Here is a 13,925-nt window from a genome sequence, read left to right as displayed (position 1 = left end):
CTATAAATCTTGATTCTTTTACCTGACAGCGAAGCGGACAAACATCTAAAAAAACAACATGAGCAAAAATTTTGAAACCCAAGCCATACGAACGCAAACACAACGTTCACAATTTTCAGAACATTCTACACCTTTATACTTAACTTCAAGTTTTGTATTTGACGATGCTGAAGATATGAGAGCGTCGTTTGCTGAAGAAAAGCAACGAAACCTATACAGTCGATTTTCAAACCCGAATACCACAGAATTTGTCGATAAAATAGTGACTATGGAAGGTGCCGAAGCAGGATATGCATTTGCAACCGGTATGGCAGCGGTGTTTTCAACTTTTGGCGCTCTGTTAAATGCGGGAGATCATATAGTATCGTGTCGCTCTGTTTTTGGTTCAACACATAGTTTGTTTACCAAATATTTACCAAAGTGGAATATTGAAACAAGTTATTTTAAAATTACCGAAGTTGATAAAATCGAGAGCTTAATTCAACCAAATACCAAAATATTGTATGCAGAAACTCCAACCAATCCGGCCGTAGATATTTTAGATTTAGAGTTGTTAGGAAGTATAGCAAAGAAGCACAATTTATTGTTGGTGATAGATAATTGCTTTGCAACACCTTACTTACAGAATCCCATTAAATTCGGTGCCGATTTGGTAATTCATTCAGCCACAAAACTAATAGACGGTCAAGGACGTGTTTTAGGAGGCGTAACCGTAGGAAAAGAGGACTTGATAAGAGAAATCTATTTATTTTCAAGAAATACAGGTCCTGCAATGTCTCCATTCAATGCTTGGGTGTTGTCTAAGAGCTTAGAAACCTTAGCAATCCGGGTAGAAAAACATTGTGAAAACGCCTTGAAAGTAGCGCAGTTTTTAGAAGAACATCCAAAGGTGAACTTGGTGAAATATCCATTTTTAACATCGCATCCGCAGCATGAAATTGCAAAAAAGCAAATGCGATTGGGAGGAAACGTTGTTGCTTTTGAAATCCAAGGAGGTATCGAAGCAGGACGTAAATTTTTGAATAGTATTCAACTATGCTCATTATCAGCAAATTTAGGAGACACCAGAACCATTGTAACACATCCAGCATCAACCACACATAGTAAGTTAAGTGAAGAAGATCGATTAGAGGTAGGAATTACTGATGGTTTAGTACGATGTTCGGTGGGATTAGAAAACGTAGAAGATGTAATTAACGATTTAAATCAAGCATTAAATAATTAAGAAGTAAAGCATATATTTGTAATATGCTTTCTAAGAAAACAAAATACGGAATTAAGGCGCTTACTTTTATTGCAAAACAAGAAAAGGGTACTATGGTACAAATAGCTACCATTTCAGAAAACGAAAATATTTCGCACAAGTTTTTAGAAAGCATATTACTTACCTTACGAAAATCAGGAGTTTTAGGAGCCAAAAAAGGAAAGGGTGGAGGCTATTATTTGCTAAAACCAGCCAATGAAATTAAAATGACTGATGTTATTAGAACACTAGAAGGTCCCATTGCTATGGTACCCTGTGTTAGTTTGAATTATTATGAAAAATGTGATGACTGCCCTGATGAAGAAGCATGTTCAGTACACAAATTAATGATTCAAGTAAGAGATAATACGCTACAAGTACTTCGTAATAATACACTTGCAGATTTAGTGTAGTATTAACAAATTGTAAAACTCAAATATTTTTTTGATTTCTCCTTGGAGAATTAAAAAGCATCTGTATATTTGTCAACTTAAAACCTAGTATTCCGATAGGGTAATGGTATTTTAAAAATGATTGTAGAACAAGTAGTAGAAAATAAAACAAATTACAAGGAAGATAAGCTTTCTGAAAAACCAATAAGAAGCATTGTAAAATCAATAAGTTGGAGAGTTGTTGGAACCATAGATACAATACTAATATCATGGATAATTACAGGGCAAGTAAAAACAGCTTTTTCAATTGGAGCTATAGAATTAGTAACAAAAATGCTATTGTATTTTTTTCACGAAAGAGTTTGGAACAGTATTAAATGGGGCAAAAAATGAGTATAGAAACAATGAATTTAGAAGTAGTAAACGCAGAGTTAAAAAACAAATCTCCAAAAGAGATTATTGTTTGGGCATTATTACAAGCTAATAAAGCTGTAGTAACAACAAACTTTCGTCCCTATGAAGGAGCAATTTTACATGCAGTATCATCAGTAAAAAACAGTATAGATGTTATTTGGTGTGATACAGGGTATAATACTCCACAAACCTATAAACATGCTGAAGAGTTAATTGAAAAACTACAGTTAAACATTCAGTTGTATGTTCCTAAACAAACGGTAGCACACAGAAATATCACTTTAGGATTACCAACAGTTGATGATCCTAAACATGCTGTATTTACTGAACAAGTGAAGTTAGAGCCTTTTAAAAGAGCAATGAATGAGTATAAGCCAGATGTTTGGTTTACCAATTTAAGAAAAGGACAAACAGCCTTTAGAGATAGTATTGATATAGTTTCAAAAAGTAAGGATGGAGTATTAAAAGTGAGTCCGTTTTACCATTGGTCAGATAAGGAATTAGATACTTATTTAGAAGAACATCAATTACCTAACGAGTTTAAGTACTTCGATCCCACAAAAGTAGAAAGTAACAGAGAATGTGGTTTACATATTTAAAAATAGGATTATGAATACAGAAACGATACAAGTAGGAGCTTTAGAAAGTGAAGCCATATATATATTAAGAGAAGTAGTCGCGCAATTTGAAAAACCAGTGTTACTGTTTTCGGGGGGCAAAGATAGCATAACGCTGGTGCGACTTGCTCAAAAAGCATTTTATCCAGCGAAAATTCCATTCCCTTTATTACATATTGATACAGGACATAATTTTCCTGAAACAATTGAATTCAGAGATCGATTAGTTAAAGAATTAGGAGTTGAGTTAATTGTTCGTCAAGTACAAGATAATATTGATGCTGGTAAAGTAAAAGAAGAAACAGGAAAGTACGCGAGCCGAAACATGTTACAAACCGAAACGTTATTAGATGCCATAGAAGAATTTGGTTTTGACGCATGTATCGGTGGAGCGCGTAGAGATGAAGAAAAAGCAAGAGCTAAAGAACGTATTTTTTCAGTACGAGATGATTTCGGTCAATGGGATGAAAAGAATCAGCGTCCAGAATTATTCGATATGCTGAATGGAAGAATCGATTTAGGTCAGAACGTACGTGTTTTCCCAATTTCTAACTGGACAGAGTTAGATGTATGGTCGTATATACAACAAGAACAAATTGAAATTCCATCTATTTATTTTGCTCACAAAAGAGCCACTTTTATTAGAGATGGGTTAATCTGGTCTGCAAACGATGAAGTGGTGTATAGAGAAGAGGAAGAAGAAGTACAAGAGCGTATGGTTCGTTTTAGAACAGTAGGAGACATGAGTTGTACGGCAGCAGTCTTGTCAGATGCGATAGATATTGATACCGTGGTGGATGAAATTAGAGAATCAACCATATCAGAAAGAGGAGCAAGAATAGACGATAAACGCTCAGAGGCAGCGATGGAAAAACGTAAACAACAAGGATATTTTTAAAAAAGGTTTTTTGCTATTAGCTCTTGGCTGTTAGCAATATGAAAATTAATAACAAAATAAAACTAGGCAAGTGCTAAAGGCTAATAGCTAAAAGCCAAGAGCCAAGAGCTAATAGCTAATAGCTAATAGCTAAAAGCTAAAAGCTAATGGCCAATTGCCAATCGCCAACAACATAAAATATGAACGTAGTAAAAATAGCAACAGCAGGAAGTGTAGATGACGGAAAGAGTACACTAATCGGGCGAATTTTATACGACACAAAATCATTAACCCAAGATAAATTAGAAGCGATAGAAGAAAAAAGTAAACAACGTGGGTTTGATTACTTAGACTTTTCTTTAGCCACCGACGGATTGGTAGCAGAACGTGAACAAGGAATTACTATTGATGTAGCTCATATTTATTTTTCAACACCAAAAACAAGTTTTATCATAGCCGACACTCCAGGTCATATAGAGTATACTAGAAACATGGTTACTGGAGCTTCAAATTCACAAGCTTCTATCATTTTGGTAGATGCTAGAAATGGAGTGGTAGAACAAACTTATCGTCATTTCTTTATCAATAATTTATTGAGAGTAAAAGATGTAATAGTAGCAGTAAATAAAATGGATTTGGTAGATTTTTCAGAAGAAAAATTCAATCAGATTAAAGGAGAAATAGAGTATCTAGCTAAGAAGAGCGATTATCAAAATCAAAATATCACATTCATACCTCTTTCAGCTTTAAAAGGAGATAATGTTGTGAAGTCTTCAGAAAACACCCCTTGGTATAAAGGAGAAACTTTACTGAATCACCTTGAAAACTTGGGGTCTGAAGATACGCAAGAAGTATCAAAAGCACGTTTCCCTGTGCAAACAGTTATTCGTCCAAAAACAGACGAATATCACGATTTCAGAGGATATGCAGGGAAATTGTATGGAGGTGATTTAGCAGTAGGAGATAGCGTAACGGTATTACCATCAGCAACAAAATCTACCATAAAAAGTATTCAGTTTTTTGATAAAGAATATGCAAGAGCAAAGAGAGGAAGCGCTGTAAACATCACCTTAGAAGATGATGTAAATGTAAGTAGAGGAGATATGTTGGTAAAAACAGGAGAAGAACCTTCTGTAGTAAAACAGTTAGAGGCTACTATTTGTTGGATGGATAAAGCACCATTACAAGCTTCTCAAAAATATTACATCAAGCATGGTGTAAATGATGTGCAAGCAAAAATAACAGAACTAACAGCTTTAATCCGTACTGATTTTTCTGGAAAAGAAGAAACTCCAACTCAATTATCACTAAACGAAATTGGAGAAGTGAGTTTAAAAGTAAGCAAACCATTGTTTGTTGATTCATATGAGGAAAATAAAGCAAACGGAGCGTTTATAATCATCAATCCCAAAACTAATACCACGTCAGGAGTTGGTTTTATCAAGTAAATAATAAAAAGTTATGGCAATAATCATTACAGATGAATGCATCAACTGTGGGGCTTGTGAACCAGAATGCCCAAATACAGCCATTTACGAAGGAGCAAGTGACTGGAAATATAGTGAAGGAACCTCATTACAAGGAAATGTAACCTTACTAGATGGAGCTTCGGTAAATGCAGACGAAGACAATGAGCCAGTATCAGACGAGTACTATTTTATAGTGCCTGATAAATGTACTGAGTGTAAAGGATTTCATGAAGAACCACAATGTGCAGCAGTATGTCCAGTAGATTGTTGTGTACCAGATGATGCACATGTAGAAACAGAAGAACAATTGTTAGCAAAGCAAAAGTTCTTACATAACGAATAACAATGCTTTTACAAGTAAACAACTATTAAAAAACCACATGCAAAGTTTTAGATCAGAAATAGAAAACCCTTTAGTAGAAAAGGATATCCTAGAGTTAGAACGTAAAATACGTTTGTTTAACGAAGGAAAAATAGATGAAGAACGTTTTAGAAGCTTACGTTTAGCCAGAGGAATTTACGGGCAACGTCAGTTTGGGGTACAAATGATTCGTATAAAATTACCGTATGGTAAAGTTACAAGTGAACAATTACACAGAATAGCAGATGTTTCTGATGAATATTCAAGAGGGCGTTTACACATTACCACACGTCAAGATATTCAAATTCATCATGTAAGTTTAGACAGAACCCCTGAGTTATGGGCACAGTTAGAGAAAGACGATATTACGTTGCGTGAAGCATGTGGTAATGCAGTACGTAATGTAACGGCCTCAGAAACTGCGGGAATCGATGCGAAAGAACCGTTTGATGTAACACCGTATGCACATGCTACTTTCCAGTTTTTCTTACGCAACCCAATCTGTCAGGAAATGGGAAGAAAGTTCAAAATGTCTTTCTCAGCTACAGAAGAAGATACTGCGTTGAGTTTTATTCACGATTTAGGGTTTATTGCTAAAACGAAAACAGTTGATGGTAAAGAAGTAAAAGGATTCAAGGTATTATTAGCTGGAGGATTGGGTTCACAACCGCGTCATGCCGATGTAATTTATGAGTTTTTAGAAGCAGAAGTACTAATTCCTACTATTGAAGGTGTGTTACGTGTATTTGATCGTTATGGAGAACGTGCTAAAAGAGCCAAAGCTCGCTTAAAATTTTTAGTGAAAGATTTAGGTGTAGATGCTTTCTTAGAATTAGTAGCTGCTGAAAGAGCCGCATTAGCATGTAAAACGTATCCGATAGATACTACCGATTTTGAACAAGACATTGTTTTTGAAACCAACGAAGTTCCATCTGTAGTAATTGAAGATGAAGAAGCGTATCAAAACTGGAAAACAACGAATGTTTTCAAACAAAAGCAAGATGGACTATACGCGATAGGTATCAAAGTACATTTAGGGGATTTTTATACAGATAAAGCACGTTTGTTAGCAGATTTAATAAAGAAATATGGAGCGAATGAGTTACGTTTTACGCTACGTCAAAATATCTTGATTCGTCATGTAAGAGAAGAGTTTTTACCATTTTTCTATACAGAATTACAAAAATTAGGTTTTGCAGACGCAGGATATAATAGTTTGAATGATATCACTGCATGTCCGGGAACGGATACGTGTAACCTAGGTATTGCTAGTAGTACAGGAATTGCAGCAGAGTTAGAACGTGTGTTAAAAGCAGAATATCCACAGTATGTAAATAACAAAGACATCACTATTAAAATTAGTGGATGTATGAATGCTTGTGGACAACACAACATGGCACATATTGGTTTTCAAGGAATGTCAATAAAAGTAGGGAAGTTATTAGCACCTGCTTTACAAGTATTAGTTGGAGGAGGAGTTTTAGGTGGCGGAAATGGTCGTTTTGCAGATAAGTTGATTAAAATCCCAAGTAAAAGAGGACCAGAATCTTTACGAATCTTATTAAACGACTTCGAAAGACATAAACAAGCAAATGAAGATTTCCTAAACTATTATGATAGACAAGGAAAAACATATTTCTATGAGCTGTTAAAAGAATTATCAGACACTACCAATTTAACAGAAGATGATTTTATTGATTGGGGACACGATAAAAACTATGTAAAAGCCATAGGAGTAGGAGAATGTGCAGGAGTGGTGATAGACTTAGTAGCAACCTTACTGTTTGAAAGTGAAGAAAAGCTAGAAAATGCTTCACAGGCCTTGAATAATCAACAATGGTCAGATAGTATTTACCACGCTTATGCAGCTATGGTAAACACAGCTAAAGCCTTGTTAACAGCAGAAGGAGCAAAAACCAATACACAAGCAGGAATCATTACCAATTTTGATGAACTGTTTGTAGCAACAAATAAAATAGAAGTATCAAGTTCATTTGCAGCATTGATTTATCAAATCAATAAAAATGAACCTACGGAAGCTTTTGCAAAAAAGTATGTAGAAGAAGCAGCATCATTTTATAAAACAGTTGATGCCTACCGAAAAGTAGCCGTAGAAAGTTAAAAAAGGAGAGTCCAATGAAAAATCAACCGAAATTAACCGTAGTAGGAGCAGGACCAGGAGATATTGATTTAATCACCTTAAAAGCCATTAAAGCATTAGAGCAAGCCGATGTGGTATTGTACGATGCATTGGTGAATAACGAACTGTTAGGATATGTGAATCCGAATGCAGAAGTCATTTTTGTAGGAAAGAGAAGAGGGTGTTACCGTTATCAACAAGAACAAATCAATGAGTTGATTGTTGCGAGAGGATTTTCTCACGGACATGTAGTGCGTTTAAAAGGAGGTGACCCTTTTATTTTTGGTAGAGGAGCAGAAGAAATGGAATATGCCGCAAAACATGGATTAAAGGTTGCTGTAGTACCAGGGATTTCTTCATCGTTAGCGGTACCAGCTTATCAGAATATCCCGTTGACAAAAAGAGGAAGTTCAGAAAGTTTTTGGGTCATTACAGGAACTACAAAACAGCACCAATTATCAAATGATGTTGCCTTGGCAGCAAAATCAAGTGCAACGGTTGTTATTTTAATGGGAATGGGTAAGCTCTCTGAAATCATTCAGCTTTTTAAGGCAGAAGGGAAGAACGAATTACCGGTAGCTATTATTCAAAACGGAACAACTCCTGAAGAAAAAATAGGAATTGGTACCGTAGATACGATAGAAGAAGTAGTTGCTAAAAATAACTTGAGTAATCCTGCTATTATTTTGTTAGGAGATGTGGTAAATCACAGACAGCAATTACTACAAGTACAACAAGAAGTAGCTTTAAAAGAGGTGGTATAATGGAAGAAAGAAATAACTTATATCCTATCTTTTTAAAAACAGCAAGCTTGGAAGTACTAATAGTTGGAGGAGGGTTTGTTGCAGAAGAAAAGCTACGATTTTTATTAAAATCGAGTCCAGATGCTGAGGTAACCATGGTAGCTCCTTTTTTTAGAGAAGAAACCATTGCTATGGCTCAAAAAGGTAAAGTTACTAGAATAACAGATAGTTATAATGATACCTATTTGCAGGGAAAATATCTGGTGATTGCGACAACCGATGTTCCTGAAGTAAATATACAAGTGTATAAAGATTGTAGGAACCAAAATAAACTGGTAAATGTAGCCGATAATCCACCATACTGTGATTTTTATATGGGGGGAATTGTTACTAAAGGAAACGTAAAAGTAGCCATTTCAACCAATGGAAAATCACCCACGACCGCTAAAAGATTGCGTCAGTTTTTTGAAGAAGTAATTCCAGAAGACATCAATCAATTAGTACAAAACCTAAATAGTTATAGAAAAACCATCAAAGGAAACTTTGAACATAAAGTAGAAACATTAAATAAACTGACAGAGAGTTTAGTGAAATAGAGTAGAAATGATACAAACAGATATATTAATTATTGGAGCAGGTCCTACAGGGCTATTCACCGTTTTTGAAGCAGGATTGTTAAAATTACGTTGTCATTTAATTGATGCCTTACCACAACCAGGAGGGCAGTGTTCAGAAATTTATCCGAAGAAACCTATTTACGATATTCCAGCATATCCAGAGATCTTAGCAGGAGATTTAACAAAGAACTTACTAGAGCAAATCAAGCAGTTTGAACCTGGATTTACTTTAGGGGAACGTGCAGATACTATTGAGAAGCAAGATGACGGAACGTTTATCGTAACCACCAATAAAGGAACCAAACACCAAGCACCTGTGGTAGCTATTGCAGGAGGACTGGGAAGTTTTGAACCTCGTAAGCCACCGATTCCTAACATTGCTGATTTTGAAGACAAGGGAGTGGAGTACATGATTAAAGAACCAGAATTGTACCGTGATAAAGATGTGGTAATTGCTGGAGGTGGAGATTCTGCATTAGATTGGTCTATTTTCTTAACAGATGTAGCAAAATCGGTAACCTTAATTCACCGAAGAAACGAGTTTAGAGGAGCGTTAGACTCTGTAGAAAAAGTTCAAGAGTTAAAGAATTTAGGCAAGATAAACTTAATTACACCTGCTGAGGTAAAAGCAGTATTAGGAGAAAATCATGTAACAGGTGTTGTAGTAGAAGAAAAAGGGAAAGAACCTTATATGATAGATACCGATCATTTTATTCCATTATTTGGATTAGCGCCTAAATTAGGTCCTATTGCCAACTGGGGATTAGAAATTGAAAAGAATGCTATTAAAGTAAACAATGCCTTAGATTACCAAACGAATGTGGAAGGTATTTATGCCATTGGAGATGTGAATACCTATCCAGGGAAACTAAAATTGATTTTGTGTGGATTTCACGAAGCAACACTCATGTGTCAAAGTGCATATAAACGCATCCATCCAGATAAAAAATATGTAATGAAATATACCACTGTTGGCGGTGTAGACGGTTTCGACGGAACAAGAAAAGAAGCACCAAAAGCGGTAGTAAAAGCAATTCAATAATTGGGGATTAGGATGAAAGTAGTTAGGAGTTGAGCGGATAAGTTTGTTGTAATTACAAGTTTTAAGTAAAAACTCCTTCACCAACCAAACTAAAATAGCCTACCTAACTACTGATTCCTTTAAGAAATTGTTACAAATGGATAATCAAGACATCAATATAAAAATAACAGACCGTGAAGGTGTAATGCATGAGGTAGTTGCTCCGACAGATATGGCAATGAACTTAATGGAAGTAGTTCGATCATACGAATTAGCTCCTGAAGGAACTATTGGAATCTGTGGAGGAATGGCCATGTGTGCCTCGTGTCAATGTTATGTGAAATCGAGCCATGAATTGCCAGATATGAATGATGATGAAGATGCAATGCTAGCAGAAGCATTTCATGTAGAAGAAAATAGCCGATTGGGATGCCAGATTCAAATGACACCTGAATTAGAAGGACTTGAAGTTGAGCTAGCTCCAGAAAGTTAGTTATTTTTGTAAAAAAAATAGTAAATGCAATTCAAACAATACGATTTATCATTAAAAGATGATGTAGCAAACTTTACAAAGCAATTATTTTATGCATTGTTTAATGATGTATGTCAAGAAAAAGCAAATCATTTAAAAGAAAAGTTTGTGAAAATTTTAAACGGGTTAGCTGTTGAAAATGCTTCGGAAGCATGGGCTGTATACCAACAAACATTTTGTGGAATACGAGAAAAGTTAGATTTAGATGCCAAGGCATTTGAAAAAACAGATCCCGCCTGTAAAAGCTTAGGAGAAGTGTATTTAGCCTATCCGGGGTTTCATGCGATTGCGGTATATCGTTTGAGTCATGAATTGTATACAATGGAAATTCCGATTTTACCAAGAATGATGAGTGAATATGCACACGGATTAACGGGAACGGACATCCATCCAGGAGCAACTATTGGCGATTCGTTTTTTATAGATCATGCAACAGGAATTGTGATTGGAGAGACTACCATTATTAAAGAAAACGTAAAAATTTATCAAGGAGTTACCCTAGGAGGAATTCAAGTAAAAAAAGAATTAGCTTCCACAAAAAGACATCCAACGATTGAAAATAATGTAACCATTTATGCCAACGCAACTATTTTAGGGGGCGATGTAGTAATAGGCAGCGATAGCGTAATAGGCGCAAATGTTTGCGTAACCACCTCTGTACCCAAAGGATCTATTGTAACCTATGAGTCAGAAAATAAAATAACCACTAGAAAATCCTATGTTAAATGATGTAGGTACAAAATCAACCATGAAAACTAAAACAATTATAGATAGTATAGGGAATACGCCACTCATAGAAGTTTCAAACATTCTTCAAAAAGAAGGCGTAAAACTATTATTAAAACTAGAGGGAAATAACCCAGGTGGAAGTGTAAAAGATAGAGCGGCTTTTAATATGATTGCTGAAGCTATTAAAAGGAAAAATATCCGTCCAGGAGACTATTTAGTAGAAGCAACTAGTGGAAACACGGGAATTGCGTTAGCACTCATGGCAAAAGTATTAGGCGTAAATATGGTATTGGTGATGCCAGAAAACTCTACAGAAGAACGTGTAAAAACGATGCGTGCTTACGGAGCTGAGGTTATTTTAACGGATGCAGAAAAAGGTATTGAAGGTTCTAGAGATGTCGCCTTAGAATTACGCTATAAAAAAGGGTATTTTATGCTAAATCAGTTTGAAAATACCGATAACTGGAAAGCACACTATAAAACTACAGGTCCAGAAATTTGGAATGATACAGAGGGAGCAATAACTCATTTTGTATCTGCCATGGGAACCACAGGAACCATTATGGGAGTTTCTACCTATTTAAAAGAACAAAACCCTGAAGTACAAATTATAGGAGCACAGCCTAAAGATGGAGCTAGAATACCAGGAATTCGTAAGTGGACACCAGCCTATCAACCAAAATTCTTTAACAAAAGTAAGGTAGATCAAGTGGTAGAGCTAGACGAAAGCGATGCGAAAAATATGACGCGAAGACTAGCACAAGAAGAAGGTGTTTTTGCAGGAATGAGTAGTGGAGGAGCGGTACATGCAGCGCTAGAAATAGCCCAAACGATTGATAAAGGCGTAATTGTAGCGGTGATTTGTGATAGAGGTGATCGTTATTTATCTTCGGATTTGTTTCAGTAGATTGTCTTTACTTATTTTATAATATAGAAATTCCCGCTTAGGCGGGAATTTTTATTCATACAAATACTTCTTTAAAAAAATATATTTAATTAAGCTTTATTGTAGCACCTAGCTTTTTATGCTCATTATAAATTTCAATTGTAGCTAAAGAAGTATTAGAATCTTTTATTTTTTCAAAAGAAATCTTGTCAAAAATTTCTCCTTCTATCTTCATATCAGTAACACCTTTTAATTTTTTATCCTTGAAATCATTTAATTCAAATTCAATTGCTGTTCCAAAGGGTATTTGGCTAGATTCAGTGTGCACAATTCCTTTTAATTTTTTATTTAAGAAAGATAATTGACTATAATAAATGATAATTAGAATAGAAGGTATTATGTAGAATATGTTAAAAGCAAAACCTATTTTACCTATTGACATATAAATATTTGACGATAAAGATATCAGAAAATTAATGTTCACAGCTTCATTGATAAAAGAAGCGGATAAGTACCAAATTAATATCAGTAAAATTAAGTTCTCTTTATAATATTTTGATATAGCACAAACTACGATTCCAAATACACTTAAACCGATACTTATATAATCATAGTCATTACTAGAAAATGAACTTAATAAAGTAAGAATACAGGTTACTATACAGTAATAAATAATAAAGTTAAATAGTTTCATATGGTTTTTTAAGTAATAGGGACAGTCTTGTATAACTGCTATTTAGTGAAGAAAGTTATTAATTTTTGGTTATATATTGTTATGTGAAGATTTTTAATAGGTTTTAACTTCCATAAACTAACCAATTCATATTTATTTTTTCATTGTCGTTAAAAATTTTGACTTTTTCAATAATTGAATGCCTGTGAGCTACCCCACACATAAAAACAGCTTTTTCAAACTGATTATTTTTAGAATATGAATATTTGTTTTAGATCATTGAATTTTCATAAGTTTCAATACTTGCATCAAAAGCATCACATCTTCTAAACATGATAAACTGCTTGTGTCCTAAAAACTCTCCATTATCTTTCCAGGTTTTTGCATAATTTTCTAAAAGGTAATATCCTTTCTCCCAAACTTCATTATTTAACAGACATTCACCAGAAATTGTTCCATCTGGTTGACGAGAAATATAGAGTTTCAACCAGTTTAATTTTTTGTCAGAAAGCTTGTTTTTCAATTGACTTTCTACAATTGAATATAAATTTATTTCGGTGTGAGTTTCAATCCATTTTCCTTGAAATAAATTTTGACTCATTTTTGGATGCCAAAGTATTTCTCTGCCTGCCGAGCTAGATTTGAAATCAAATTCTTCCAAGTGACTATCTGTAAAGCTATCTAAAATTGGAAGAAATATGTTTGATAAATAATTTTCTATAGCAGATTTAACTTTTTGCTCAGTAGTATTTCCTAACCCTACTATGCTAGATTCAATTCCATTAGGAAAATATTCTTTGTTAATAGTTATTATTAATAAAGGTAACAATGAAGGATGAAAATCTCCAGGTATAATTGCTGTTGCTATTTCAATCTCCGAATTAACTATTATAGCAGCATATTGAGTTGAAAACTCTACGGTATTTCCTTTTTCTTCAATGCTTTTTTTTAACTCATGTAATAGATAAGTATTTATATCTATCTGTTTTTCTATCTTTTTTGGTTTTAAAAAGTCAAATATTCCCATTCAGTTTCTTTAATTGGTTATAATGGTTAAGTTTACTTTGTTTTTCAGTTTAACACTTATGTTAGCAATTTCGAGTGAATTTTAAAGCAGTCTAACCCGCCGTAATCGCGGTTATACATCTTAAGTTAGCAATTGTTTAAATTTAGTAATAAAAACCAGAAAGAAAAAAGCGTAGAGTAAGGTT

At 34.4% G+C, this 13,925-nt stretch carries 16 protein-coding genes; 14 read left to right on the top strand and 2 right to left on the bottom strand.

The window, feature by feature from the left end; all coding sequences use genetic code 11:
• The first annotated feature begins 58 nt into the window (after positions 1 to 58).
• The 14 genes from ACN0WY_RS15380 to cysM all read left to right on the top strand — a co-directional run bounded on the left by ACN0WY_RS15380 (position 59) and on the right by cysM (position 12,062).
• A complete protein-coding gene (locus ACN0WY_RS15380) occupies positions 59 to 1,225 on the top strand; it encodes an O-succinylhomoserine sulfhydrylase (RefSeq protein WP_417800928.1) in 1,167 nt (388 codons plus the stop codon).
• Positions 1,226 to 1,248: 23 nt separating this feature from the next.
• Positions 1,249 to 1,656, top strand: a complete 408-nt coding sequence (locus ACN0WY_RS15375; protein WP_330486526.1) for an Rrf2 family transcriptional regulator — start codon at positions 1,249 to 1,251, stop codon at positions 1,654 to 1,656.
• Positions 1,657 to 1,773: 117 nt separating this feature from the next.
• Complete coding sequence (locus tag ACN0WY_RS15370; protein WP_408027559.1) at positions 1,774 to 2,028, top strand: DUF2061 domain-containing protein; 255 nt, start codon at positions 1,774 to 1,776, stop codon at positions 2,026 to 2,028.
• 11 nt (positions 2,029 to 2,039) lie between these two features.
• A complete protein-coding gene (locus ACN0WY_RS15365) occupies positions 2,040 to 2,648 on the top strand; it encodes a phosphoadenosine phosphosulfate reductase family protein (RefSeq protein WP_408028000.1) in 609 nt (202 codons plus the stop codon).
• A 10-nt stretch (positions 2,649 to 2,658) separates the two neighbouring features.
• The gene (gene cysD / locus ACN0WY_RS15360) at positions 2,659 to 3,564 is read left to right on the top strand and encodes a sulfate adenylyltransferase subunit CysD (protein WP_415415804.1); all 906 of its coding nucleotides are present in this window, start codon (positions 2,659 to 2,661) and stop codon (positions 3,562 to 3,564) included.
• Positions 3,565 to 3,743: 179 nt separating this feature from the next.
• Positions 3,744 to 4,991 carry a sulfate adenylyltransferase subunit 1 gene (locus tag ACN0WY_RS15355; protein WP_417800927.1) on the top strand — a complete coding sequence of 416 codons (1,248 nt, stop codon included), beginning with the start codon at positions 3,744 to 3,746 and terminating at the stop codon, positions 4,989 to 4,991.
• A 13-nt stretch (positions 4,992 to 5,004) separates the two neighbouring features.
• On the top strand, positions 5,005 to 5,355 hold the full coding sequence (locus ACN0WY_RS15350) for a 4Fe-4S dicluster domain-containing protein (RefSeq protein ID WP_417800926.1): 351 nt from the start codon (positions 5,005 to 5,007) through the stop codon (positions 5,353 to 5,355).
• 37 nt (positions 5,356 to 5,392) lie between these two features.
• Positions 5,393 to 7,495, top strand: a complete 2,103-nt coding sequence (locus ACN0WY_RS15345; protein ID WP_417800925.1) for a HEPN domain-containing protein — start codon at positions 5,393 to 5,395, stop codon at positions 7,493 to 7,495.
• 14 nt (positions 7,496 to 7,509) lie between these two features.
• Positions 7,510 to 8,277: a uroporphyrinogen-III C-methyltransferase gene (gene cobA, locus ACN0WY_RS15340; RefSeq protein ID WP_417800924.1), complete on the top strand. Its 768-nt coding sequence runs from the start codon at positions 7,510 to 7,512 to the stop codon at positions 8,275 to 8,277.
• The gene (locus ACN0WY_RS15335) at positions 8,277 to 8,852 is read left to right on the top strand and encodes a precorrin-2 dehydrogenase/sirohydrochlorin ferrochelatase family protein (RefSeq protein WP_417800923.1); all 576 of its coding nucleotides are present in this window, start codon (positions 8,277 to 8,279) and stop codon (positions 8,850 to 8,852) included. Before cobA ends, ACN0WY_RS15335 begins: the two co-directional genes overlap by 1 nt.
• A 7-nt stretch (positions 8,853 to 8,859) precedes the next feature.
• Positions 8,860 to 9,915, top strand: coding sequence for an NAD(P)/FAD-dependent oxidoreductase (locus ACN0WY_RS15330; RefSeq protein WP_330486534.1), 1,056 nt, complete (start codon positions 8,860 to 8,862; stop codon positions 9,913 to 9,915).
• A gap of 136 nt (positions 9,916 to 10,051) precedes the next feature.
• Entirely contained in the window at positions 10,052 to 10,387 is a 336-nt protein-coding gene (locus ACN0WY_RS15325; RefSeq protein WP_417800922.1) for a ferredoxin, read from the top strand.
• 24 nt (positions 10,388 to 10,411) lie between these two features.
• Complete coding sequence (epsC, locus tag ACN0WY_RS15320; protein ID WP_330486536.1) at positions 10,412 to 11,155, top strand: serine O-acetyltransferase EpsC; 744 nt, start codon at positions 10,412 to 10,414, stop codon at positions 11,153 to 11,155.
• 19 nt (positions 11,156 to 11,174) lie between these two features.
• Positions 11,175 to 12,062, top strand: coding sequence for a cysteine synthase CysM (gene cysM / locus ACN0WY_RS15315; protein ID WP_417800921.1), 888 nt, complete (start codon positions 11,175 to 11,177; stop codon positions 12,060 to 12,062).
• A gap of 85 nt (positions 12,063 to 12,147) precedes the next feature.
• Here cysM and ACN0WY_RS15310 read toward each other — a convergent pair whose 3' ends face one another.
• On the bottom strand, positions 12,148 to 12,735 hold the full coding sequence (locus ACN0WY_RS15310; protein ID WP_417800920.1) for a hypothetical protein: 588 nt from the start codon (positions 12,733 to 12,735) through the stop codon (positions 12,148 to 12,150).
• Positions 12,736 to 12,985: 250 nt separating this feature from the next.
• Positions 12,986 to 13,741, bottom strand: coding sequence for a DUF6348 family protein (locus ACN0WY_RS15305; RefSeq protein WP_417800919.1), 756 nt, complete (start codon positions 13,739 to 13,741; stop codon positions 12,986 to 12,988).
• Positions 13,742 to 13,925: the final 184 nt, after the last annotated feature.

This window comes from Tenacibaculum sp., assembly GCF_048269885.1.
GTDB lineage: Bacteria > Bacteroidota > Bacteroidia > Flavobacteriales > Flavobacteriaceae > Polaribacter.
Note: the sequence above shows the minus strand (reverse complement) of the source record. Positions and strands in the feature narration are given on the sequence as shown.

Excerpts from the sequence above, each read along its gene's own strand:
- ACN0WY_RS15380 (WP_417800928.1), top strand. The coding sequence starts at position 59 with ATGAGCAAAAATTTTGAAACCCAAGCCATACGAACGCAAACACAACGT.
- ACN0WY_RS15375 (WP_330486526.1), top strand. The coding sequence starts at position 1,249 with ATGCTTTCTAAGAAAACAAAATACGGAATTAAGGCGCTTACTTTTATT.
- ACN0WY_RS15370 (WP_408027559.1), top strand. The coding sequence starts at position 1,774 with ATGATTGTAGAACAAGTAGTAGAAAATAAAACAAATTACAAGGAAGAT.
- ACN0WY_RS15365 (WP_408028000.1), top strand. The coding sequence starts at position 2,040 with ATGAATTTAGAAGTAGTAAACGCAGAGTTAAAAAACAAATCTCCAAAA.
- cysD (WP_415415804.1), top strand. The coding sequence starts at position 2,659 with ATGAATACAGAAACGATACAAGTAGGAGCTTTAGAAAGTGAAGCCATA.
- ACN0WY_RS15355 (WP_417800927.1), top strand. The coding sequence starts at position 3,744 with ATGAACGTAGTAAAAATAGCAACAGCAGGAAGTGTAGATGACGGAAAG.
- ACN0WY_RS15350 (WP_417800926.1), top strand. The coding sequence starts at position 5,005 with ATGGCAATAATCATTACAGATGAATGCATCAACTGTGGGGCTTGTGAA.
- ACN0WY_RS15345 (WP_417800925.1), top strand. The coding sequence starts at position 5,393 with ATGCAAAGTTTTAGATCAGAAATAGAAAACCCTTTAGTAGAAAAGGAT.
- cobA (WP_417800924.1), top strand. The coding sequence starts at position 7,510 with ATGAAAAATCAACCGAAATTAACCGTAGTAGGAGCAGGACCAGGAGAT.
- ACN0WY_RS15335 (WP_417800923.1), top strand. The coding sequence starts at position 8,277 with ATGGAAGAAAGAAATAACTTATATCCTATCTTTTTAAAAACAGCAAGC.
- ACN0WY_RS15330 (WP_330486534.1), top strand. The coding sequence starts at position 8,860 with ATGATACAAACAGATATATTAATTATTGGAGCAGGTCCTACAGGGCTA.
- ACN0WY_RS15325 (WP_417800922.1), top strand. The coding sequence starts at position 10,052 with ATGGATAATCAAGACATCAATATAAAAATAACAGACCGTGAAGGTGTA.
- epsC (WP_330486536.1), top strand. The coding sequence starts at position 10,412 with ATGCAATTCAAACAATACGATTTATCATTAAAAGATGATGTAGCAAAC.
- cysM (WP_417800921.1), top strand. The coding sequence starts at position 11,175 with ATGAAAACTAAAACAATTATAGATAGTATAGGGAATACGCCACTCATA.
- ACN0WY_RS15310 (WP_417800920.1), bottom strand. The coding sequence starts at position 12,735 with ATGAAACTATTTAACTTTATTATTTATTACTGTATAGTAACCTGTATT.
- ACN0WY_RS15305 (WP_417800919.1), bottom strand. The coding sequence starts at position 13,741 with ATGGGAATATTTGACTTTTTAAAACCAAAAAAGATAGAAAAACAGATA.